The organism is Herbaspirillum sp. NPDC101396 (assembly GCF_044767365.1).
Classification (GTDB): domain Bacteria; phylum Pseudomonadota; class Gammaproteobacteria; order Burkholderiales; family Burkholderiaceae_D; genus Herbaspirillum.
In genome coordinates this window covers 162,126-183,829 of sequence record NZ_JBIWNT010000004.1, presented here as the reverse complement: position 1 = coordinate 183,829, position 21,704 = coordinate 162,126, and the positions used below count along the sequence as shown (strand labels likewise).

Genomic DNA, 21,704 nt, shown 5'->3' with positions numbered 1-21,704 from the left:
GACCCCGCCGCAATCGACAAATCTCAAAGCCGCCGGCAATCAGGCCCGGAGGACTACGCCTGAAGACAAGTGTTTTTCCAGGAACCACTTGCCTTCAGGACGCAGCCGCCGGAAGAACGCTTAGAACGTGTGGCGGATGCCCATGTTCCAGGCGCTGTTGCCGCTACCTGCCTCGATCGAGCTGCCGACTGTGTACGGCGCTCCGTTCTTGTTCTTGATGTGGGCATACATCGCGTACAAGTCGGTGCGCTTGGACAAGGCATAGCGATAGCCGAGTGCGAACTGATCCGCATCCTGGTTGAGCACGGTCTTGTCATTCTTGCGAATGTAGGAGGCCAGGAACGTATGCTGCACACCGAACGGCACCGTCACGCCGACCAGGATGTCGGCGCTGTCGGTGGACGCCACGATCGGCGTGGTGCCGTACGGGTTGACGGTGTTGCGCAGCGGCGAGCTGTTGAGACCCTTGTTGATGCCGTACGCGGCGTGCAGCTTGACGGGACCGAAGTTGTAGGTCGCGCCGAGCAGCGTGCTGCGGCCGGAGCCGGTCTGGGTAGTCACCGTGTCGTTGTTGCGGCCGTGGAAACCCAGGCGCACGTTCAACGGACCGTTGGCGTAGCCGATGGCGGCGCCGAGCTGGCTGGCGGCCTTGGTGCTGCCGGCGGTTTCGCCGAAGCCGTAAGCCAGTTCACCGGTCACGCCGCCGAAGTTGGGCGAAGCGTACTTGATGGTGTTGTCCATGCGGCTGGCGCCGTTACCGGTGTTCGGCATCAGGTTGGCGGCGTCGCCCGCGTAGCCGGTGCCGAAAGGATCGACGGCCGACAGCACCAGGTATTGCGGCGTGTACTGGCGACCGGCGGTCACGGTACCGAAGTTGCCGCCCAGGCCGACATAGCTTTGACGGCCGAACAGCAAGCCGCCCTGACCCAATGCGCCGGTGTCGTTCTGGAAGCCGGTTTCGAGCAGGAACAGCGCCGACATGCCGCCGCCCAGATCTTCCGTGCCTTTGAAACCGATGCGCGAACCGCCGCTGATGCCGCTGGTCAGTTTGGTGACGTGACCTGCTGCGCCGCCGCTTTCGACCACGATGCCGGTGTCGATCAGACCGTAGATCGTGACCGACGACTGCGCCTGGACAGGCGCGGCCTGGATGCCGACTGCGGCAAACGCCGCTGCAGCCAAGACTTTATGTTTCATTGAAACTCCCCGATAAATGAAATTGCATCAAACCCAATAAACCGCGTACCGGCCAAATGTTGTGCGCGCCCTCCTGCTGGCCGGCATGCGCCTGCTCTCTGCGGCGCCGGGACAATGGCCGTTGTCCCGGCGCGTTCAAAGAGAACTCCTGGACGCGCAGCCTCATTCCCCTTTTCAGCTGCGCGTCGCCATTCTTTTTCCTGCTTTTTCTGTTTCTTGCTTTTGCTTCTTGCTATGCCGTCAGCCGCTCGCGCGGCAGCTCGAATTTGTTGCTCCTGAATTCCTTGAGGAAGGCGAATGCCGGACTGCTGTCGCCGATGAAGCCGAACGACGAATCCAGCACGCGCGGCGGTAGCCACGGATACGGCAGGAACGAATGCAAGGTCGTCAGCAGGTCGCCGGCGACGTCGGCCATCAGCATCATGTGGTCAATGCGGATGTGCATTTCGCTGGCGCGCCACAGTTCTTCCGGATGCTGGTTCAGTTGCCAGTTGTAGTAACCGCGTCCGATGCGCAAGGATGCGGTTTCTTCCTCGCGCATCAGCACCAGCCACGGCAGTTGCTCGATGCGGCCGTTATTGACGTCCAGCTCATCGCACACGTAATAGGTGCGGCAATGTGTGAAGCGCTTGGCGAAGTCAGTCACCAGCGTCTGCGCGATGCCGTCGGCGCCGACCACCAGCGGCGGAAACGCCACCGCGTTGGCCGAGGTCGAGATGCTGAGCACCGCGTTCGGTTCATAGATGTCATGGATCAATGAAGGACAGCATTTGTCTTTTGCATAGACGTACGCTTCCAACAGGGATTTATGCGTCAACATAAAATTCCTCGTTTCATGACGGGCGGGCCCGTCGCTATGGGGGCTGCGCGCACCACATCGATCTGCGGTGCAGGCGCTTCGGATGGCGCTTACATGGCTATTCGTTGAGACGGTCGGTGACGAACATCTTGCCGGGCGCATGGGTGATGCAGAACGGCAGCTTGCTGAGTTCGGCAACGTATTGCGGCGTCACGCCGCAAGCCCAGAACACCGGCAATTCATCGTCCATGATCTCGACTGCATCGCCGAAATCCGGCCGCATCAGATCGGCGATGCCGATCGCCTGCGGATTGCCGATATGCACCGGCGCACCATGCACCTGCGGCAGGCGCGCCGTGATTTCCACCGCGCGCGCGACGTCGCGACTCTTGACCGGGCGCATGCTGACCACGGCGTTGCCGCTGAAACGTCCAGCCGGCACGCATGACATGTTGGTCTTGTACATGGCGACGTTGCGCTGCTGTGCGATATGGCGCAGCGGGATGCCGCCCTCGATCAGCGCGCTTTCGAACGAGAAGCTGCAGCCGATCAGGAAGCTCACCAGGTCCTCGCGCCAGTAGACGGAGATATCGGCGACTTCCTGCTGCAACACGCCGTTTTCGAAAATGCGATAACCCGGCACATCGGTGCGCAAGTCGGCGCCGGGTGCGCTGCGCGGCTCGAAACGGCCCGGCTCCAGCACTTCCACCAGCGGGCAAGGCTTGGGATTGCGCTGGCAAAACAGCAGGAAATCGAAGGCGTATTCGCGCGGCACGATCATCAGGTTGGCCTGCACGTGGCCGTCGGCATAGCCGGCGGTAGGACCGTCGAACGCGCCGGACCGGCACAGCGCGCGCAGGTCGGCGGCAGACAGCGCCGCGTCTTGGGTCATCTTCATGTGGGTCGTCATCACCTTACAATCCTCCCAGGTAAGCCTTCTTGATGTCATCGTTGTTCAGCAGTTCGCTGCCGGTGCCTTCCATCACGATGCGGCCGGTCTGGATCACGTAGCCGTAATCCGCAATCGCCAGCGCCTTGTGCAGGTTTTGCTCCACCAGCAGGATCGACACGCCCTTGGCGTTGACCTGCTGGATGGTGTCGAGCACCTTCGTCACGAACTTGGGTGCGATGCCCCACGACGGCTCGTCCAGCAACAACAGGCGCGGCTTGGCCATGAGGCCGCGCGCAATCGCCAGCATCTGCTGCTCGCCGCCGCTCATGGTGCCGGCCAGCTGATGGCGGCGTTCCTTGATGATGGGGAAGGTGGCGTACATGTCCTCGATCGATTCCGCGATCTCGTGCTTGTCGCTGCGCGAGTAGGCGCCCAGCTCCAGGTTGCGCTGCACGCTCAGGCGGCCGAACAGGCGGCGACCTTCCGGCACCAGCGACAGGCCGAGGCCGACGCGGTCGAACGGCGCTACCTTGCCGATGTCAGTGTTGTCAAACACGATGCTGCCGGCGTCGACCTTGTTGAGGCCGGCAATCGCGCGCAGCGTGGTCGACTTGCCGTTGCCGTTGCCGCCGACCAGCGCCACCAGGCTGCCCTGCTTGACGTCGATGTCGACTTTGGACAAGGCCAGTACGCCGTCATAGCTGGCTCGCAGATTTCTCACCTGTAGCATCATTCATCTCCCAAATAAGCGGCGATCACATGCGGATCGTTGGATACATCGTGCGGCGAACCGTCGGCAATTTTCTTGCCGTAATCGAGCACCACGATCTGGTTGGCGATCGGCATGATGCCTTCCAGCACGTGCTCGACGATCAGGCACGAGATGCCCTGGTCGCGGATCTTCAGCACCACGTCAACGGTCTCGCGCACTTCGGTCGGGTTGAGGCCGGCCATGACTTCGTCCATCAGCAGCAGCTTGGGCTTGACCGCCAACGCGCGCGCCACCGCCAGGCGGCGCTGTTCGCTGATGGTCATGCTGCCGGCCGGCTTGTCGGCAAAGCGGCCAAGGTTGACGAAGTCCAGCAACTCCTGCGCGGTGCGCCGCGCCGCGCCAACGCCGCGCTCGTTGAGGAAGGCGCCGACCATGACGTTTTCCAGCGCAGTCATGCTGGTGAAGGTGCGCGCCACCTGGAAGGTGCGGCCGATGCCGATGCGGGCACACTGCTCCGGCGACATGCCGGAAATTTTGAGATCCTCCAGCCAGATGTCGCCCGTGGTCGGCGGCGAGTAGCCGGCGATGCAGTTGAACATGGTGGTCTTGCCGGCGCCGTTGGGGCCGATCAGGCCGACGATCTCGCCGGCCTGGACCGTGAAGGAAATATCCTGGTTGGCGGTCAGGCCGCCGAATTTCTTGTAGACGTTTTCTACGCGTAGCAAACTCATTTCGTGTCCTCCTTGGCGGCATTCTCAGCCTGCGCCTTGATGGCCTTGCGGCGGGCAAATACGCTCTTGATGTAACCGAGGATGCCGTTCGGGTAGTACACCGCGATGACGATGATCAGTGCGGCGTAGATGATCAGGTCGGTGCCGCGGCCGGAACCGCCGAACAGGGTGCGCGTGCCTTCTTCGATGGCAGTCAGCAGGCCGGCGCCGACCAGCGGTCCGAACAGCGTGCCGATGCCGCCGAGGATGGCGACCAGCGCCATCTTGATCGACATGCCGGTGCCCAGCACCGAGGCCGGATCGATGTACAGCTCCTTCTGCGCGTACAGGCTGCCGCCCATGGCGGTGAAGAAGCTGCTCACCGCGAACGCGATCTGCTTGTATTTGCTGAGACTGACACCGAGGCTGCGGGCGGCGTCCGGCTCATCCTTGATGGCGCGGAAGTAGTAGCCGAGGAAGCTGCGCTCGATGATGAAGTTGGCCAGCAGCGTGACCAGCAGCAAGCCGAGCGCGATGTAGTAGTACGGCTCCTTGCCGGAGAAGATCATGCTGGCCCAGCCGCCCTCGCCCATCGGGATCGTCAGGCCGACAGCAGCGCCGGCGAAGTCCCAGTTGGTGAAGACGATCTGGATGATTTCAGCCACCGCGATGGTCGCCATCGCAAAGTAGTGACCCTTGAGGCGGAAGCAGGACCAGCCGATCACCAGGCTGACCAGCGCCGCGATGACGCCGCCGACGATCATGGCGAACCACGGGTTGACGCCGTAGACCGAGAACAGGATCGCCGAGGTGTAGGCGCCAATGCCGTAGAAGGCGACGTGGCCGAGAGATACCTGGCCGGCGTAGCCGCCGACGATGTTCCAGGACACGCCGATCTGCGCCGCCATCAGGATCAGGATCGCCAGGTTCTGGTGCGAGGGGCTGGTGACGTACAGCGGCAAGGCCAGCGCCAGCACGAGCAGCGCGACCAGCAGTCCGTGCGTCTTATTAAAGCCCGGTGCGGACGCGGTGGGCGTCAGCGGCAGGCTGGAAGTAGTTTTGAGCATGAGGTTTCTCTCCGAGTAATTGTGTGGTCAGGCTCAGGCCTTGCCCATCAAACCTTGCGGACGGAACATCAGCACCGTCAGGAACAGCACCAGCACGATCGCCATCTTGTATTGCGGTCCGAGAAAGAGACCGCCCATCACTTCGATCACGCCGACCAGCACACCGGCGATCAGGGCGCCGACCACGCTGCCGAAGCCGCCCAGGTTGACCACCACGAAGGCGATGAGGATGAAGTTGGCCCCGACTTCCGGGAAGATCGGGAAGAAGGTCGACAGCAACGCGCCCGCCACACCGGCGCAGGCGGCGCCGACACCCCAGGCCAGCGCGAACATCTTTTGCGAATCGATGCCCATCAGCTGTGCCGCTTCCTTGTCGGCGGCGGTTGCTTCCAGCGCGGCGCCGAGTTTGGTGCGGGTCAGGAACAGGTAGATCACGCCGGTCACCACGATCGCGCCGAGCCCGGCGGTCAGTTGCGGCGAACCGATCTGGATGCCGCCGAGCGAGACATGGCCGGCGACCATGGAGTTTTCGATGGTGCGGAAATCGGCTTTCCAGAAAAACTGCGCGATGCCGCGGAACAGGATCATCAGGCCGAAGGTCGTGAAGATCTGCGACACCATCGGCGCATTGGTGATCTTGCGGATCACCAGTTTGTACAGCAGCGTGCCCAGTCCGAACAGGAACAGCGCGGTGAGCGGCAAGGTAAAGATCGGATCGAGCGCATACAGCGCGAACAGCCAGAAGCTGGAGTACATGCCGAACATCAGGAATTCGCCGTGGGCGAAGTTGACGATGTCCATCACGCCGAAGATCAGCGTCAAACCGATTGCCACGAGCGCATAAATAAGTCCGATCAACAGGCCGGACGCCAGGGTCTGCACCAAAATATCCCAAGTCATGAATTTCCCCTTTACGAACTATTTACGCGCCGTAAATACCCGCGATAAAAATTGAATCAGTGAGGAAGGGGCCGCGTTGTTGTTCTTGTTGCGGCGCCCTTCCGCTTACTTCCAAACCAGAACGATTACTTGCGCTGATCCCACTTCGGCATCGGCCAGACGATGTCGCGCGTCGCCATGTCAAACGGCCACACGGTGTAGTACTTGCCGTTGATGATTTGCAGCAGGATGCCAGAGCTCAGCGTGTTCTGGCCGTGCTCGTCGAACTTGACGCCCTTCCACGGCATGATCAGCTTGTTGCCGGGGATGTTGGTTTCCGACAGCGCCTTGCGGATCGCTTCAGGATCGGTAGAGCCGGCGCGGTTGATCGCGTCGGCCAGCGTCATCAGGCCGGTGAAGGTGCGCGACGAGTTGCCGGTGAAGTTGATCTTGAAGCGGGCGTTGAACAGATCGTTGACTTGCTTGATCAGCGGATTCTTGCCGGCCAGGTCAAGCGACCAGACATCACGGGTGATGATGAAGTCGGCGTCTTTGCCCAGCGTCTTGACGAACTCGGTGTCGATGAAACCGGCGTCGTTGGCCAGGATCATGTCCGGCGTGAAGCCCAGTTCCTTGTACGTCTTCATCGACAGGATGGCGTCGCCCAGGTAAGAGGACTGCATCACCACTTGCGGTGCGGCGGCCTTGAGCAGCTGCACTTCGGAGGTCAGCTGGGTGCTCTTGGCCGGATAGACGATGGTCTTCACCAGATCGTAGCCGCGGTCCTTGGACAGCTTGGTTTCGAGCTTGGTGGTCTCGTTGCCCCACAGCGTGTTTTCGTTGAAGGCGCCAAGCTTGCTGATCTTGATGCCCTTCTTGGCTTCCAGCTCCTTGAAGAATTCATAGAAGTTGGTGACGAACAGATCGTCGTGCGCGGTGGTGCGGAAGAACCATTTGAAGCCGCGCTGCGTCAGCGAAGCCGACGACGATTCCGGATTCAGGTAAGGCACCTTGTAGCGTTCCGCGACCTGGCTGGTGGTGGCGGTGACGTTGCTGAAGTAGGCGCCGACCACGGCGACGACCTTCTCCTGCGTGATCAGGCGTTCGGCTTCGGTGGCGCCGACTTGCGGGTTGCCTTGCGAATCAGCGAACACCAGCTTGATCTTGGCGCCCTTCAGATTGGGCAGACCGCCGCCGGCCGAGAACGGCAGGTTGGGCACGCCCTTGGCGCCGTTGTTGATGATGTCGGCCGCCAGTTCCAGCGCGTCCTTCATTTCAGCACCGGTGGAAGCGGCGGCGCCGCTCAGGGGATAGATGACGCCGATCTTGATTTCCTGCTGTTGCGCTTGCGCCGAGAAGGCGGCAACGCTGAAAGACACGGCCAGGCCGGCTTTGAAAACACGTTTGAAGACGAGACCTAACATGATGAGACGCTCCTTGTTGTATTGACTGACATCCAAAAATTCCCCCCACCGCATGACGCCGGAGACGCTTGAGCGGGAGCTACCAAAAAATCACCACAAAACTTCCAACCACTTCAAACCGCGTCCAACGCACCGCCGCCGCAAAAGCGAAGGCTGTGTTGATCCACTCCAGGCCGGTTGCCCGGCTGGACTTATGTGCTGGTGTTGCGCTGACTTCTATCGACTGCGTGATTCAGGATTCATCAAGCCTTGCCCCGCAATTGCGCTACTGCTCGCCGGCCTTCTGCCGACGTCGGGGGCACGCTTGAAAATGGCGGTGGTGGTTGCGTTGCTTTGCACTCACCTTGTTTTGCGTAGTTCTTTCGCCATTTTTTGTCTCCTTGATTTTTTTCTTGAATCCTATATGTTTCGTCGATAATATGTCAATAAATTATTAATATTAATAAAAATAAATGATCGCCAAATCATTGACGAGTTATTAGCAAAGCGCGTGCCAGTTTTCTAGCGGGATCGCCACTTCAGACGCAAACACAGACGCAGCAAGGCTTTAAGGAGGATTCCCAGGGTTTTCCCAATGTTTCCTCAGCAAAACGTTCGACCTTAATCGCACGGTTTATGTGCAAAGTGTCGATAATTCATCAACAAAAATGCACCTGAAAGTTCAATCGAGAAAGGCAATGCACCATGAATAAAGAGCAGACCACCCTGGGGGAACAACGCTGGCAGTTCTGGATCGATCGCGGCGGCACGTTCACCGACATCGTTGCGCGCCGTCCCGACGGCACCTTATTGACACACAAGCTGCTGTCCGAAAATCCCGAGCAATACAAGGATGCGGCCGTGGCCGGCATCAAGCGCCTGCTTGGACTCAAGCCCGATGAAGCGATCTCGCCGCTGCAGGTCGAAGCAGTGAAGATGGGCACCACCGTCGCCACCAATGCGCTGCTCGAGCGCAAGGGCGATCCGACCGTGCTGGTGATCACCAAGGGTTTCCGCGACGCCTTGCGGATCGCGTATCAGAATCGCCCGCGCCTGTTCGACCGCAACATCGTGCTGCCGGAATTGCTGTTTGAAAAAGTCGTGGAAGTCGATGAACGCCTGAGCGCGCATGGCGACGTGGTGCAGCCGCTCGACACGGTGTCGGTGCGCCAGGAATTGGCTGCCTTGTATAAGGAGGGCTATCGCGCCGTCGCCATCGTGCTGATGCACGGCTACCGTTTCACGGCGCATGAAGAAAAGCTGGCGGAGATCGCCACCGAACTCGGCTATACGCAAGTCTCGGTATCGCATGAAGTCAGCCCGATGATGAAGCTGGTCTCGCGCGGCGACACCACGGTGGTCGATGCGTATTTGTCGCCGATCCTGCGCCGCTACGTCGACCAGGTCGCAGGCGAAATGGACGGCGTGCGTTTACTGTTCATGCAAAGCAACGGCGGCCTCACCGATGCCCATCGCTTCCAGGGCAAGGACTCGATCCTGTCCGGCCCTGCCGGCGGCATCGTCGGCATGGTGCGTACGGCCGAGACGGCCGGCTTCGACAAGATCATCGGCTTCGACATGGGCGGCACTTCGACCGACGTGTCGCACTATGCGGGCGAATTCGAGCGCGAGTTCGAAACCCAGGTGGCCGGTGTGCGCATGCGTGCGCCGATGATGAGCATCCATACCGTCGCCGCCGGCGGCGGCTCGATCCTGCATTTCGACGGCACCCGCTACCGTGTCGGTCCCGACAGCGCCGGCGCCAATCCCGGCCCGACCAGCTATCGCCGCGGCGGCCAGTTGGCGGTCACTGATTGCAACGTCATGCTTGGCAAGATCCAGCCGGCCTACTTCCCGAAGGTGTTCGGCCCGGCCGCCGATGAAGCGCTCGACCGCGATGCGGTGGTGCGCAAGTTCACCGAGCTGGCTGACCGCATCCATGCCGAAACCGGCAACCGCCGCACGCCCGAAGAAGTCGCCGAAGGCTTCATCGAAATCGCCGTCGGCAACATGGCCAACGCGATCAAGTTCATTTCGGTGCAACGCGGCCATGACGTCACCGACTACACCCTGACCACCTTCGGCGGCGCCGGCGGCCAGCATGCCTGCCTGGTGGCGGATGCGCTGGGCATGACGCGCGTGTTTGCGCATCCGTTCGCCGGCGTGCTGTCGGCTTACGGCATGGGCCTGGCGGACCAGACCGCGATGCGCGAACAGGCGATGGAATTGCCTTTGTCGACCGGCTCGATCGGCACGCTCGATGCGGAATTGAACAAGCTCGCCACACAAGCCGCAGATGACCTGCTGGCGCAAGGCGTGATGCCGACGCAGATCGACGTGATCAAGCGCGCCCACCTGCGCTACGACGGCACCGATTCGGTGATCGTGGTGGCCTTCGGCGATATCGCCGGCATGGTGGCGCAGTTCGAATCGGCCTACAAGAAGCGCTATTCCTTCCTGATGCCGGAAAAGACCATGATCATCGAGGCCATCTCGGTGGAGGCGATCGGCGTCTCCACCGACCGCGAAGAAAAATCCGAGCAGTTGCCGCCGCGCGATGGTGTACTGACGTCGACCGAAACCGTGCAACTGTTCTCGGGCGGTCAATGGCATGACACCGCGCTGTATCGCCGTGAAGACATGCGTCCCGGCGACATCGTGCACGGTCCCGCAATCGTTGCGGAAAAGAACGCCACCAACATCGTCGAGCCGGGCTGGCTGGCCGAAGTGACGCCGCTGAACCATCTGGTGATGCAGCGCTACCAGGCGCGCGTGCAGCGCAAGGCGATCGGCACCACGGCCGATCCGGTGATGCTGGAAGTGTTCAACAACCTGTTCATGAGCATCGCCGAGCAGATGGGCCTGCGCCTGCAGAACACCGCCTTCTCGGTCAATATCAAGGAGCGTCTGGACTTCTCGTGCGCGCTGTTCGACGCCCAGGGCAACCTGATCGCCAACGCGCCGCACATCCCGGTGCATCTGGGCTCGATGGGCGAAAGCATCCGCACCATCATCCGCGAGAACGCCGGCAAGATGCAGCCGGGCGACGTCTTCATGCTCAACGATCCCTACCATGGCGGCACCCATTTGCCGGACATCACAGTGATCACGCCGGCCTTCGACAAAGCCGGCAAGGACATCCTGTTCTACGTCGGCTCGCGCGGTCATCACTCCGACATCGGCGGCATCACGCCGGGTTCGATGCCGGCCAACAGCACGGTGGTGGAAGAGGAAGGCATCCTGATCAACAACTTCCAGCTGGTGCGCGCGGGACGCTTCCTTGAACAGGAAACCGTGGCCTTGCTCGGTTCCGGCCCCTACCCTGCACGCAACATCGCGCAGAACCTGGCCGACCTGCAGGCGCAGATCGCCGCCAACCAGAAGGGCGTCGACGAATTGCTGAAGATGGTCGATCACTTCAGCCTCGAAGTGGTGCAGGCCTACATGGGCCACGTGCAGGACAACGCCGAGGAAGCCGTGCGCCGCGTCATCACGCTGCTCAAGGACAGCAGCTACGACTACCGGCTCGACAACGGCGCGGTGATCAAGGTGGCGATCCGCGTCAACCATGCCGCGCGCACTGCCGACATCGACTTCACCGGCACCTCGCCGCAGCTGAACAACAACTTCAATGCGCCCAGTGCAATCTGCATGGCGGCGGTGCTGTACGTGTTCCGCACGCTGGTGGACGATGAAATCCCGCTCAACGCCGGTTGCCTCAAACCGCTCAACGTGATCATCCCGGAGGGCTCGATGCTCAATCCGCGCTATCCGGCGGCAGTGGTATCGGGCAACGTCGAAACCTCGAGCTGCATCACCAATGCGTTGTACGGCGCACTCGGCGTGCTGGCGTCGGCGCCGGGCACGATGAACAACTTCACCTTCGGCAACGGCGAGCATCAGTACTACGAAACCATCTCGGGCGGCTCCGGCGCGGGCAACGGTTTCAATGGCACTGATGTGGTGCAGACGCACATGACCAACTCGCGCCTGACCGATCCGGAAATCCTCGAGTGGCGTTACCCGGTTCGCCTGGAAAGCTACGAGATCCGCGAGAACTCGGGCGGCGCCGGTCAATGGCACGGCGGCAATGGCGGCGTGCGCAAGATCCGCTTCCTCGAGGCGATGACGGCCTCGATCCTGTCCAACAATCGCATCGTTCCACCCTTCGGCGCGGCCGGCGGCGAACCCGGCCAGTGCGGTCGCAACACCGTCATCCGCAAGGACGGTACGCAGGAAGAACTGGGCTTCGTCGCCAGCATTGACGTGCAGCCGGGCGACGTGTTCGTGATCGCCACGCCGGGCGGCGGGGGGTATGGCAAGCCGGTCTGAGGTTCCAGCAGTGATGTAAATCGTTTCTCTTGAGCAGTCGTCCCTTTGCGGTATCTCCGTCTTCGTGACGGGGATACCGTTTTTTTATCAGGAAAAGACTGAGTGTTTACCCCTCATTTCGACGTTTTCGCACGCTTTTTGCATGCTAAGATTTTTCGACAAAATACTTTTCAGTATGTTTTTGCAGGGCAATAAAAAAGAGTGTGCTCAGGGAAATTTTTGTCCGCCTCGGGCGGGCATATCTAAAGGGGAATTCGTAGTGAATAACATGTCTTTGAAGCAGAAGCTCTGGCTGCCGCTGGTCTTTGCCTGGATAGCGCTCTTTGCGCTGTCGCTATGGAATATTTATGAAACCCGCAACCTGCAAATCGCCGATCGCCAGCACGCGCTGATCGACATCACGGAAATGTCCTATTCCATCGTGGCCGGCCTGCACAAGCAGTCGACCGAGGGCAAGATTTCCGCCGACGATGCCCGCAAGCAAGCCATCGCCCGCGTGGCCGACCAGCGCTACACCGGCAACGGCTACATCACGTTGGTAGGCGCCGACTCGGTGGTGGCGATGCATCCGATGAGCCCCAAGCTCAACGGCAAGAACATGATCGACTTCAAGGACGCCAAGGGCAACGAGCTCTACAAGATGATCGCCGCGACCGGCTCGTCCGCCGCCGGCGAAGGCTTCCTCGAGTACTGGTGGCCGCGTCCGAATGAGACTAAACCCAGCCCCAAGATGGGCTTCGTCAAACGCTTCAAGCCGTGGAACTGGGACTTCGTCGCCAGCGTATACCAGGATGACATTCAGGCCGACTTCTACCGCTCGCTGATCAAGGCCGGCGTAGTGCTGCTGATCCTCGGCGCGGTCATGTCGGCCATCGCTACGCTGGTGGTGCGCAACATCTATCGCTCCATCGGCGGCGAACCCAGCGAAGCATCGCAAATCGCGCGCAAGATCGCCGAAGGCGACCTGACCGGCGCGATCGCCGTACGCAAGGGCGACGAGGCCAGCCTGGTGTCGTCGATTGCCTATACACGCGACCGCATGGTCGACACGGTCAACAACATCCTCAAGGCTACCGACTCGATCAAGGAATCGGTCGACGAGATCGCCCACGGCAACATGGACTTGTCCAACCGCACCGAGGAACAGGCCAGCTCACTGGAAGAAACCGCCTCGGCCATGGAAGAAATCACCTCCACCGTGAAGCAGAACGCCGCCAACGCCAAGCAGGCCAGCGATCTTGCCGTATCGGCCTCGGCGGTTGCAGAAGAAGGCGGCCATGTGGTCGAGAAGGTCGTGCAGACCATGGACTCGATCAATGCCTCGTCGAAGAAGATCGTCGAGATCATCAGCGTGATCGACGGCATCGCCTTCCAGACCAACATCCTGGCCTTGAACGCTGCGGTCGAAGCGGCGCGTGCCGGCGAACAGGGCCGCGGCTTTGCGGTCGTCGCCTCGGAAGTGCGCAGCCTGGCGCAACGCTCCGCCGCCGCCGCCAAGGAAATCAAATCGCTGATCGACGGCTCGGTGCAGGAAGTGCGCGCCGGTTCCGACCTGGTCGGCCAGGCCGGCCAGACCATGAGCGAGGTAGTCGACAGCATTCGCAAGGTCAGCGACATGATCAAGGAGATCGCCGTCGCCAGCCACGAGCAGAGCGAAGGCATCGACCAGGTCAACCTGGCCATCACGCAAATGGACGAAGTCACGCAACAGAACGCCGCACTGGTGGAAGAAGCCGCTGCCGCGTCTAAGTCGATGCAGCAGCAGGGCGACAACCTGGTAAAGGTAGTCGGCGTGTTCAAGCTCTGACGCTGACGCAGCTCTCCCTGCAATAAAAAAGCCCACGGCCTTGCGGTCGTGGGCTTTTTCTTTTGGCGGAGCAGAATCAGTAATCAGTACGGTCCGCGAATCGCCGCGTGGATCTTGTCGCGATACAGCGTCGCCAGCTTGTCATGCAGTTCGGCCGGCAGCGAGGGCAAGGCCGATGCACCCGCGTTCGACAACACCTGCGCCGGCGAACTTGCACCCGGGATGATCACCGACACGGCGTCGTGATCGAGGATCCAGCGCAGCGCCATCTGCGGCATGCTCATGCCGGCCGGGACCAGCGCGGCGATTTCCTGCGCCAGATCGACGCCGGTGGCGAACTCCAATCCGGCGAAAGTTTCGCCGACGTTGAACTGCTGGCCGTCGCGGTTGAAGTTGCGATGATCGTCCGCCTTGAAGGTGGTGGCGCGCGTCATCTTGCCGCTCAGCAGGCCGCTGGCCAGCGGCAGCCGCACGATGATGCCGACGCCCTTGGCTTTCGCCTGCGGCAACAGTTCCGCCATCGGCTTCTGGCGGAAGATGTTGAAGATGATCTGCAGCGAGGTCATGCCTTCCTGCTCCAGGCACAGCAGCCCCTCTTCCACGGTTTCGACGCTGGCGCCGAAGCGCGTGATCAGGCCGTCGTCGCGCAACTCGCGCATCCAGTCGAAAATCTTGCCGTCCTTGAGCACGGCCGGCGGCACACAGTGCAGTTGCGTCAGGTCGAGTTTGTCGACGCCGAGGCGCTCGAGCGAACGCTGCGTCGCCGTGCGCACCGCCTCCCGGCTGTAGCCGTCCGGATAGATGGCGCCGCGGCCCAGCTTGGTAGCGACGGTGAGGTCTTTATGCGAGGTCAAAAATTGGCCGATCGAACGCTCGCTGGCGCCGTCGCCGTAGACGTCGGCGGTGTCGATGAAGCGCACGCCGGTAGCATAGGCTTGCGCCAGTGTCTGCTGGGCGACGTCGTTGTCCCAGTCGCCACCCCAGCCTCCGCCCAGTTGCCAGCAACCGAGGCCGACTTCAGGAACGGTCAGGCCGTCGCGGGCGAGCTTGCGTGTTTGCATGTATTTTCCTTGTGGTTGAAGCGTTGAGCCTGCGGCGCCGGATTGCGGCGCGTGCATGAGGCCGCCATGTTATGCCGGACGCGTGCGCGTTTCCAATGAATTATTGCGCACGGGGAATACGGATTTCGGCATCGCTGGCGTCACGCCTGCTGATTGCACGTCGTCCTCTGCGGCAAGACGGCATGTTACATTTATTGGCGCATGTTTGCCGGTGACCAACAAAACCATCCGGCATGCCTATCTACATAAAATACCTGGGGGAGCTTCAATGACGGCTGTCGCGACGACTTTTTTTTATCTCGTTTTCAAACGCTGCATCGGCATCTTGCTGATCAGTTTCGGTCTGCTCACCGCACCGGCCTGGGCGCAGGAAACCAGCGCGCCATTTGATCCGGGCCTGTACGCGCAGACTGCGGCGAACAAGGCGGTTGTGCTGCTGTCGGTCGACTGGAGCCGCCGCTGGAACTGCGGACAATATGAAAACGCACAATTGCAGTTCCTGGCATTCGACCGCAGCGGTGTGCAAAAAACTGCGCCCGACGGGCAGTGGGATTTAATGGTCAAGGACGAAGCTATCCTGCCGTCACGCAAGAACTTTGGAAACTACGCCTACATCATCGAACCCGGCGAATACCTGCTGACCGGCTTCCGCATCAAACTGGGCAAATCGGTGAGCCGCGTCGGCAATTTCTTCGGCGATCGCAAGAACATGCTGGAAAACGGCAAATCGAAAGGCGGCAGTTTCACCGTAGCGGCCGGGGAAATCATCTATATCGGCCATTTCAGCCTGGACTGCGCCAAGGCACCGATGCCGTGGCGTTTCTACCTTGAGAACCGCGAAGAGTTCGACAAGTACCTGGATACGATCCAAAACGAGTTCCCTGGCATTCCGAAACAGAAAGTGCAGTTCCGCCTGTTTGAAACGACCATCATGGGCTATCCGTTCAGTTTGCCCTGACATGAAAAAAGGCCGGTTCTCACCGGCCTTTTTATTTCCTTGCCAGCGTTGGATTCAGCGCGAGAAGAACGCAATCACACCATACACAAACGCAGCGAACGGCCCGACCACGACGATGGTGACCAGCAGCACTTCGGCCAGCACGTAGGCGATGGCGCCGGCGGCTATGCTCGACAGGTAGGCGGTGGCGCCCAGATCGCCCGGTACGAACAGGTTGATCAGCGCCAGCACGATGGCGGCGATGCCGAGGCCGACGATGACGTTGAACTTGGTGGGACGGTAAGGATTGAGCCAGCGGAATGGCGGCGAGGTGTTTTGTTCGGTGGAGAAGCTGTTCGAGCTAGTAGTCATGGCGATATCTGTAAAAGGCTGAATGAAAAGCGACGCCTTGCGCAGACGCCCTGATGAACGATGATGAGCGACATTATACGACGTTACGACCCATCGAAACAGCCTGCCCGCTGAAACGGGCGCGCCGGATTGTCAAGAAAACCCGAACAAAGACCGTCCCGACAAGGTCTCGCCGACCTCCCCTACCGATGTTTATGTGCTGATGACGATTTCCGGCGCTTGTCCTTTTTGCAAGGCATCCTTCATGTCGAAGCCTGCGTCGAAATCATCCACCTGCACCGTGATGTTGCCGTAGTGGGCGAAATCGTCCAGCACCACGCGCTCGTCGATGCTGATGAGCCCTTGCTCCATCGCCCGCGCGTTCCAGCGCCGCATCTCGATCAGGCTCTGCGGCATCGCCGGCAGCACGCCATCCTTCACCGATTGCTTCAGGCGCGTTTCGATCTCGTGCACTTGCGGCAACAGATTGAAGGCGTGCTCGCCGCTGCCCAGCAGATCGGTTTTGTAGTCGGGCTGGTAGGCATCCACCACCAGCCGGTCGCGCGCGGCGCCCGGCGTCTGCATCGCCAGCGCGACGTCGCTGGCGAGACGGTCGGACGGCTTGCGGAACGACAGGCCGAGCGGGAACATCCAGATCCGCAACGCAAAGGCGATGAAGGGATTGGGGAAGTTCTCGAGCACGTCGATGATGGCTTCCTGCGCGCGATGCAGCGCATCCTGCACCGACCACGCGACATACGGCAAGTCGGCTCGCTGGCGGCCGTCATCTTCATAGCGCTTCAGGGTTGCCGAAATCAGGTAGAGCTGCGACAGCACGTCGCCGAGACGTCCGGAAATGCGTTCGCGGAATTTGAGCGAGCCGCCCAGCACGAACATCGACACATCGGTCAGCAGCGAGAAGCAGGCCGACACGCGCGCCACCGCGCGGAAGTAGACGCGCGTCTCTTCCGCCGTCTGGTTGGGCCCGGGCGCCGACGCCAACAGGCCGCCGCTGAGACCGGCCACCAGCGAACGCGCCATGTTGGCGGCGACAAAGCTCAGGTGGCCGAAGAAGGCCTTGTCAAAATCCTGCAGCGCGCGGTCGTGGTCGTCGTCGGCCGCCGCGGCCATTTCCTTGAGCACGTACGGATGGCAACGGATCGCGCCCTGCCCGAAGATGATCAGGCAGCGCGTCAGGATGTTGGCGCCTTCGACCGTGATGGCGATCGGGATCTGCTGGTACACGCGCGCCAGGAAATTTCCCGGGCCCATGCAGATGCCCTTGCCGCCGATCACGTCCATGCCGTCGTTGACCAGCAAGCGGCCACGCTCGGTCACGTGGTATTTGGAGATCGCCGAAATCACCGACGGCTTCTCGCCGGCATCCACCGCCAGCGACGACAACCGGCGCGTGGCGTCCATCATGTAGAGATTGCCGCCCATGCGCGCCAGCGCTTCCTGGATGCCTTCGAACTTGCCGATGGCGATCTTGAACTGACGCCGCATGGCGGTGTAGGCGCTGGTGCCGCGCACCGCCATCTTGGAGAAGCCGACGCTCGACGACGGCAGCGAAATCGCCCGCCCCGCCGCCAGGCATTCCATCAGCATGCGCCAGCCCTTGCCGACCTGCGCCTGGCCGCCGATGACCCAGTCGAGCGGGATGAAGACGTTGTCGCCCGAGGTCGGACCGTTCTGAAATACCGCGTTGAGCGGCCAGTGGCGACGCCCGGTGACCACGCCCGGATGGCTGGTCGGGATCAGCGCGCAGGTGATGCCCGGTTCGCTGTTGTCGCCCAGCAGGTGATCGGGATCGTGTGCGCGAAAGGCCAGGCCGAGCACGGTGGCGACCGGCGCCAGCGTGATGTAGCGTTTGTCCCAGGTAACCCGGAAACCGATGACTTCGCGTCCTTCATGCATGCCCTTGCAGACCACGCCGACGTCGGGAATCGCTGCCGCGTCGGAGCCGGCGTAGGGACTGGTGAGCGCAAAGCACGGGATCTCTTCGCCGCGGGCGAGTCGTGGCAGGTAGTGGTTCTTCTGTTCTTCGGTGCCGTAGTGCAGCAGCAGTTCGGCCGGGCCCAGCGAGTTCGGCACCATCACCGAAATCGCCGCCACCGAACAGCGCGACGACAGCTTCATGATGACCTGCGAATGCATGTAGGCCGAGAACTGCTTGCCGCCGTATTGCTTGGGAATGATCATGCCGAGGAAGCCCTTGTCCTTGACGAACTGCCAGGCTTCCGGCTGCAGGTCCTGCCACACGACCGAGGTGTCCCAGTCGCTGACCATGGCGCACAGCTGCGTGACTTCGTTGTCGAGGAAGGATTGTTCCTCGGCCGTCAGCGAGGGCGGCGGCAATTGCATCAGCTTGTTCCAGTCGGGCTTGCCGGAGAACAGTTCGGCGTCCCACCAGACGGTGCCGGCTTCGATGGCGTCGCGTTCGGTGGCCGACATGCTGGGCAAGATCTTGCGGAAAATGTCGAGCGCCGGACGCGTGATCAGCGTCTGCCTCACCGACTTGATCGCCACCAGCAAGGTCGGCACGCACAAGAGGATCGCGAGCAGCACGCAGGCAACCGCGTTGGCCTGGTCGGTCATGCCGCCTATCCATATCCAGGCCAGCTCGGCCACCAGCCAGGTCCATGCGCCGGCGCGCATCATCATCAACGCCAGGGCGCCCGCTACGAAAAGCACTAGCCACAAGATCATGTGAGTCTCCCGTTAAAATTTCTGTTGTCTACATGACAACGTCTTTGGATGACGTGCATGCTGCTTATGATTCAACTTGTGATTCAACGATGATGCGGACGCATAGCCGGATATTCCCACAGAAGTTGCCGCTGCGGAAACCGCTGACATCCTCCCGGTACTTTCCTCGCATGCTTACGCATCGTCATGCACCGGTGCATGCAAGAGTGACCGCATTTCCTGGCAGAAATTCATTCTTGTCGGATTTCCGTCTTTGCGTCGGGACAGAAACCATTGCCGCCGCGCCGGGTCCATTACAATCTCGCCTATCCGGCAATCACGCAGCACTACACGCAGCAAAAAAGGAAATCATCATGAAATGGGAAGGCAATCGCGAAAGCGACAACGTGGAAGACCGCCGCGGCGAGGGTTCGGGCGGTGGCGGCGGCTTTTCCTTCGGCGGCGGCTCGATCGGCATCGGCGGCATCGCGGTCGCGCTGGTAGCGTCCTACTTCCTCGGCATCAATCCGATGACCGTCATCAACATGCTCAGCGGCGGCGGCGGCCAGCTCGCTCCGGTGCAGCAGGCGCACAAGCCGCCGCCGAACGACCAGATGGCGCGCTTCGTCTCGACCGTGCTGGCCGATACCGAGGACACCTGGGGAGAAATCTTCAAGGCCGGCGGCGCCACGTATGTACGGCCGAAACTGGTGCTGTTTTCCGGCTCCACGCCGACCGCCTGCGGCACCGGCCAGACCGCCACCGGACCGTTCTATTGCCCCGGCGACCAGAAGGTCTACATCGATCTCAGTTTCTATCAGCTGATGAAGCAGCGCTTCAACGTCTCCGGCAACTTTGCGCAGGCCTATGTGATCGCGCATGAAGTCGGCCATCACGTGCAGAACCTGCTCGGCATTTCCGGGAAGGTCGACAAGGCCCGCCGCAACATGTCCGAGAAACAATCCAACGCGCTCTCGGTGAAGCTTGAATTGCAGGCCGACTGCTTCGCCGGCGTCTGGGCTTATCACGCCAATGAAGCGCGCCACATCATCGAGAACGGCGACGTCGAGGAAGCGCTCAACGCCGCCTCGGCCATCGGCGACGACGCCTTGCAGCGGCAGGCGCGCGGCGAAGTCGTGCCGGACTCGTTCACGCACGGCACCTCGGCGCAGCGCGTGAGCTGGTTCAAGCGCGGCGTCACCGAAGGCAAGGTCAGCGCCTGCAATACCTTCGAAGCAAAAAAACTCTAAGACGCATCATTTAACACGCATAAGGCTCACATGGAAATTTCTTACTGGTGCATCCTGATCGCCGGCCTGCTGCCCATCCTCACGGTATCGGTGGCGAAGTACGGCCGCCGCGATTTCGACAACGGCGAACCGCGCGCCTGGCTCGACAAGCAAACGGGGCTGCGCCGTCGCGCCGACTATGCGCATCGCAACCACTTCGAGGCGTTTCCGTTCTTTGCCGCTGCGGTGCTGGTGGCCCAGCAAACCGGCGCGGCGCAGGAGTGGATCGACGGCCTGGCGCTGGCCTTCATCGCTGCTCGCGTGGTCTATACTGCGCTCTACCTGAACGACCTGCCGAGCCTGCGCTCGCTGTCCTGGACCGTTGGCTACGCCTGCGTCCTCGGCCTGTTCGCCGTTTCCGCCCTTCACCTGTAAACACATGAGCAATCCCGACCTGCAAATCCTGCACGACGCGCTGAACGAGCTGCGCGACGGCGACATCAACGTCGCCGCTTTCTGCAGCGCCTGGCGCGCGCAGACCGACCTGATCAAACGCCTGCCGCCGCGCTACGAAGAAGTCGCCGAAGACCTGCTCGGCCGGCTCGAAGCGGGCAGCCTGTTCACCGAAGAAAGCTGCTCCTTCAGCCAGGAAGACCTGCTCGACAACCTGGCGGTCTGGCTGCACAAGGCCGAGAAGACCTTGGTCTGAAACACGCTTACTGGACATCACCACAAGGTAAATATGCAACACATGGAATTCGAACTGCAAGGCCCTTACGTTGAACTCAACCAGCTGCTGAAACTGGTCGGCATCTGCGACAGCGGCGGCGCCGGCAAAGCCATCGTCGCCGACGGCAACGTCAAGGTCGACGGCCGGCAGGAGTTGCGCAAGACCTGCAAGATCACCGCGGGCCAAACCGTGCAGCTAGGCGATGTACGCATCCGCGTGCTGGCCGGATCAGCGGCGCAATGATGGCGACCGAAACCATCGAATCAATCCTGGCATTCTGGTTCGGCGCCGACGCCGCCGGGTCCGACATCAACACGGTAGCCGGTCGCCAGTCCGGTCTGTGGTGGGGCAAGGACGCCGCTGTCGACCAGACCATCAAGGCGCGCTTCGAAGCCAGCCTGCTGGCCGCGCGCGACAACCAACTGGACGACTGGGCCGAGACGCCGGCCGGCCTGCTGGCGCTGATCCTGTTGCTGGACCAGTTTTCGCGCAACATCTATCGCGACAGTGCGACCGCCTTCGACTTCGATGAGCTGGCCCGTCAATGCTGTCATCTGGGTCTGGCGCAGGGATACGATCAGCAGCTGTCGCCGCTGCAGCGTGTGTTCTTTTACCTGCCGCTGGAGCATTCGGAAGACATCGACGACCAGGAACACAGCGTGCAATTGTTCCGTGCGTTGGCCAAACAGGCGGGCAAGGACGATCCGGCCTCGAAGGCGACCTTCGACGACTACCTGAAGTTTGCCGACCGCCATCACGCGATCATTGCGCGCTTCGGCCGCTTTCCCCATCGCAACGACATCCTCGGCAGGGCCTCCACGGCAGAAGAAACGGCGTTTCTGAAAGAACCGCATTCCTCATTCTAAATTCACATAAGGATGTGAATATTTATTCGTTCTGACGCATATAG

Annotated in this window: 19 protein-coding genes; 8 read left to right on the top strand and 11 right to left on the bottom strand. The window is 61.3% G+C overall.

Annotation, left to right across the window (positions count from 1 at the left end):
• Window positions 1–120: 120 nt before the first annotated feature.
• The 8 genes from ACIROY_RS14685 to ACIROY_RS14650 all read right to left on the bottom strand — a co-directional run bounded on the left by ACIROY_RS14685 (window position 121) and on the right by ACIROY_RS14650 (window position 7,680).
• Complete coding sequence (locus ACIROY_RS14685) at window positions 121–1,197, bottom strand: porin (protein ID WP_402342166.1); 1,077 nt, start codon at window positions 1,195–1,197, stop codon at window positions 121–123.
• Between the two features lie 232 nt (window positions 1,198–1,429).
• Entirely contained in the window at window positions 1,430–2,017 is a 588-nt protein-coding gene (locus ACIROY_RS14680) for a hypothetical protein (RefSeq protein ID WP_116434847.1), read from the bottom strand.
• 97 nt (window positions 2,018–2,114) lie between these two features.
• Entirely contained in the window at window positions 2,115–2,906 is a 792-nt protein-coding gene (locus ACIROY_RS14675) for a putative hydro-lyase (protein WP_402342719.1), read from the bottom strand.
• A gap of 4 nt (window positions 2,907–2,910) precedes the next feature.
• Complete coding sequence (locus ACIROY_RS14670; protein ID WP_402278112.1) at window positions 2,911–3,618, bottom strand: ABC transporter ATP-binding protein; 708 nt, start codon at window positions 3,616–3,618, stop codon at window positions 2,911–2,913.
• Window positions 3,618–4,331 carry an ABC transporter ATP-binding protein gene (locus tag ACIROY_RS14665; RefSeq protein ID WP_116434845.1) on the bottom strand — a complete coding sequence of 238 codons (714 nt, stop codon included), beginning with the start codon at window positions 4,329–4,331 and terminating at the stop codon, window positions 3,618–3,620. The genes ACIROY_RS14670 and ACIROY_RS14665 overlap by 1 nt, the downstream gene beginning before the upstream one ends.
• Window positions 4,328–5,377, bottom strand: coding sequence for a branched-chain amino acid ABC transporter permease (locus ACIROY_RS14660; RefSeq protein WP_402342164.1), 1,050 nt, complete (start codon window positions 5,375–5,377; stop codon window positions 4,328–4,330). The genes ACIROY_RS14665 and ACIROY_RS14660 overlap by 4 nt, the downstream gene beginning before the upstream one ends.
• Before the next feature lie 33 nt (window positions 5,378–5,410).
• A complete protein-coding gene (locus tag ACIROY_RS14655) occupies window positions 5,411–6,277 on the bottom strand; it encodes a branched-chain amino acid ABC transporter permease (RefSeq protein ID WP_402278114.1) in 867 nt (288 codons plus the stop codon).
• A 125-nt stretch (window positions 6,278–6,402) separates the two neighbouring features.
• On the bottom strand, window positions 6,403–7,680 hold the full coding sequence (locus tag ACIROY_RS14650; RefSeq protein WP_116435303.1) for an ABC transporter substrate-binding protein: 1,278 nt from the start codon (window positions 7,678–7,680) through the stop codon (window positions 6,403–6,405).
• Between the two features lie 684 nt (window positions 7,681–8,364).
• Between ACIROY_RS14650 and ACIROY_RS14645 the strand changes: the two genes are divergently transcribed.
• Complete coding sequence (locus tag ACIROY_RS14645; RefSeq protein WP_402342162.1) at window positions 8,365–11,991, top strand: hydantoinase B/oxoprolinase family protein; 3,627 nt, start codon at window positions 8,365–8,367, stop codon at window positions 11,989–11,991.
• Window positions 11,992–12,250: 259 nt separating this feature from the next.
• A complete protein-coding gene (locus ACIROY_RS14640) occupies window positions 12,251–13,798 on the top strand; it encodes a methyl-accepting chemotaxis protein (RefSeq protein ID WP_402278116.1) in 1,548 nt (515 codons plus the stop codon).
• A gap of 83 nt (window positions 13,799–13,881) precedes the next feature.
• Here the strand turns inward: ACIROY_RS14640 and ACIROY_RS14635 are convergent, their stop codons facing one another.
• Window positions 13,882–14,859, bottom strand: a complete 978-nt coding sequence (locus ACIROY_RS14635; RefSeq protein ID WP_402342160.1) for an aldo/keto reductase — start codon at window positions 14,857–14,859, stop codon at window positions 13,882–13,884.
• An 82-nt stretch (window positions 14,860–14,941) separates the two neighbouring features.
• On the opposite strand from ACIROY_RS14635, the gene ACIROY_RS14630 reads away from it, so the two are divergent.
• A complete protein-coding gene (locus ACIROY_RS14630) occupies window positions 14,942–15,817 on the top strand; it encodes a hypothetical protein (protein WP_402278118.1) in 876 nt (291 codons plus the stop codon).
• 54 nt (window positions 15,818–15,871) lie between these two features.
• Here ACIROY_RS14630 and ACIROY_RS14625 read toward each other — a convergent pair whose 3' ends face one another.
• Both ACIROY_RS14625 and ACIROY_RS14620 read right to left on the bottom strand, forming a co-directional pair.
• Window positions 15,872–16,168: a hypothetical protein gene (locus ACIROY_RS14625; protein WP_402342158.1), complete on the bottom strand. Its 297-nt coding sequence runs from the start codon at window positions 16,166–16,168 to the stop codon at window positions 15,872–15,874.
• Between the two features lie 192 nt (window positions 16,169–16,360).
• Complete coding sequence (locus ACIROY_RS14620; RefSeq protein WP_402342156.1) at window positions 16,361–18,856, bottom strand: acyl-CoA dehydrogenase; 2,496 nt, start codon at window positions 18,854–18,856, stop codon at window positions 16,361–16,363.
• Between the two features lie 353 nt (window positions 18,857–19,209).
• Between ACIROY_RS14620 and ACIROY_RS14615 the strand changes: the two genes are divergently transcribed.
• Genes ACIROY_RS14615 through ACIROY_RS14595 form a run of 5 tightly spaced genes read left to right on the top strand, consistent with a single transcriptional unit; the run spans window position 19,210 to window position 21,660 of the window.
• Window positions 19,210–20,085 (top strand): neutral zinc metallopeptidase, encoded by an 876-nt coding sequence (locus ACIROY_RS14615; protein ID WP_402342154.1) that lies wholly within the window; start codon window positions 19,210–19,212, stop codon window positions 20,083–20,085.
• Between the two features lie 30 nt (window positions 20,086–20,115).
• A complete protein-coding gene (locus tag ACIROY_RS14610; protein ID WP_144969469.1) occupies window positions 20,116–20,499 on the top strand; it encodes an MAPEG family protein in 384 nt (127 codons plus the stop codon).
• A gap of 4 nt (window positions 20,500–20,503) precedes the next feature.
• Complete coding sequence (locus tag ACIROY_RS14605) at window positions 20,504–20,773, top strand: hypothetical protein (RefSeq protein ID WP_402278122.1); 270 nt, start codon at window positions 20,504–20,506, stop codon at window positions 20,771–20,773.
• A gap of 33 nt (window positions 20,774–20,806) precedes the next feature.
• The gene (locus ACIROY_RS14600) at window positions 20,807–21,037 is read left to right on the top strand and encodes an RNA-binding S4 domain-containing protein (protein ID WP_402278123.1); all 231 of its coding nucleotides are present in this window, start codon (window positions 20,807–20,809) and stop codon (window positions 21,035–21,037) included.
• The gene (locus ACIROY_RS14595; protein ID WP_402342152.1) at window positions 21,034–21,660 is read left to right on the top strand and encodes a DUF924 family protein; all 627 of its coding nucleotides are present in this window, start codon (window positions 21,034–21,036) and stop codon (window positions 21,658–21,660) included. Before ACIROY_RS14600 ends, ACIROY_RS14595 begins: the two co-directional genes overlap by 4 nt.
• The last annotated feature ends 44 nt before the right edge of the window (window positions 21,661–21,704 follow it).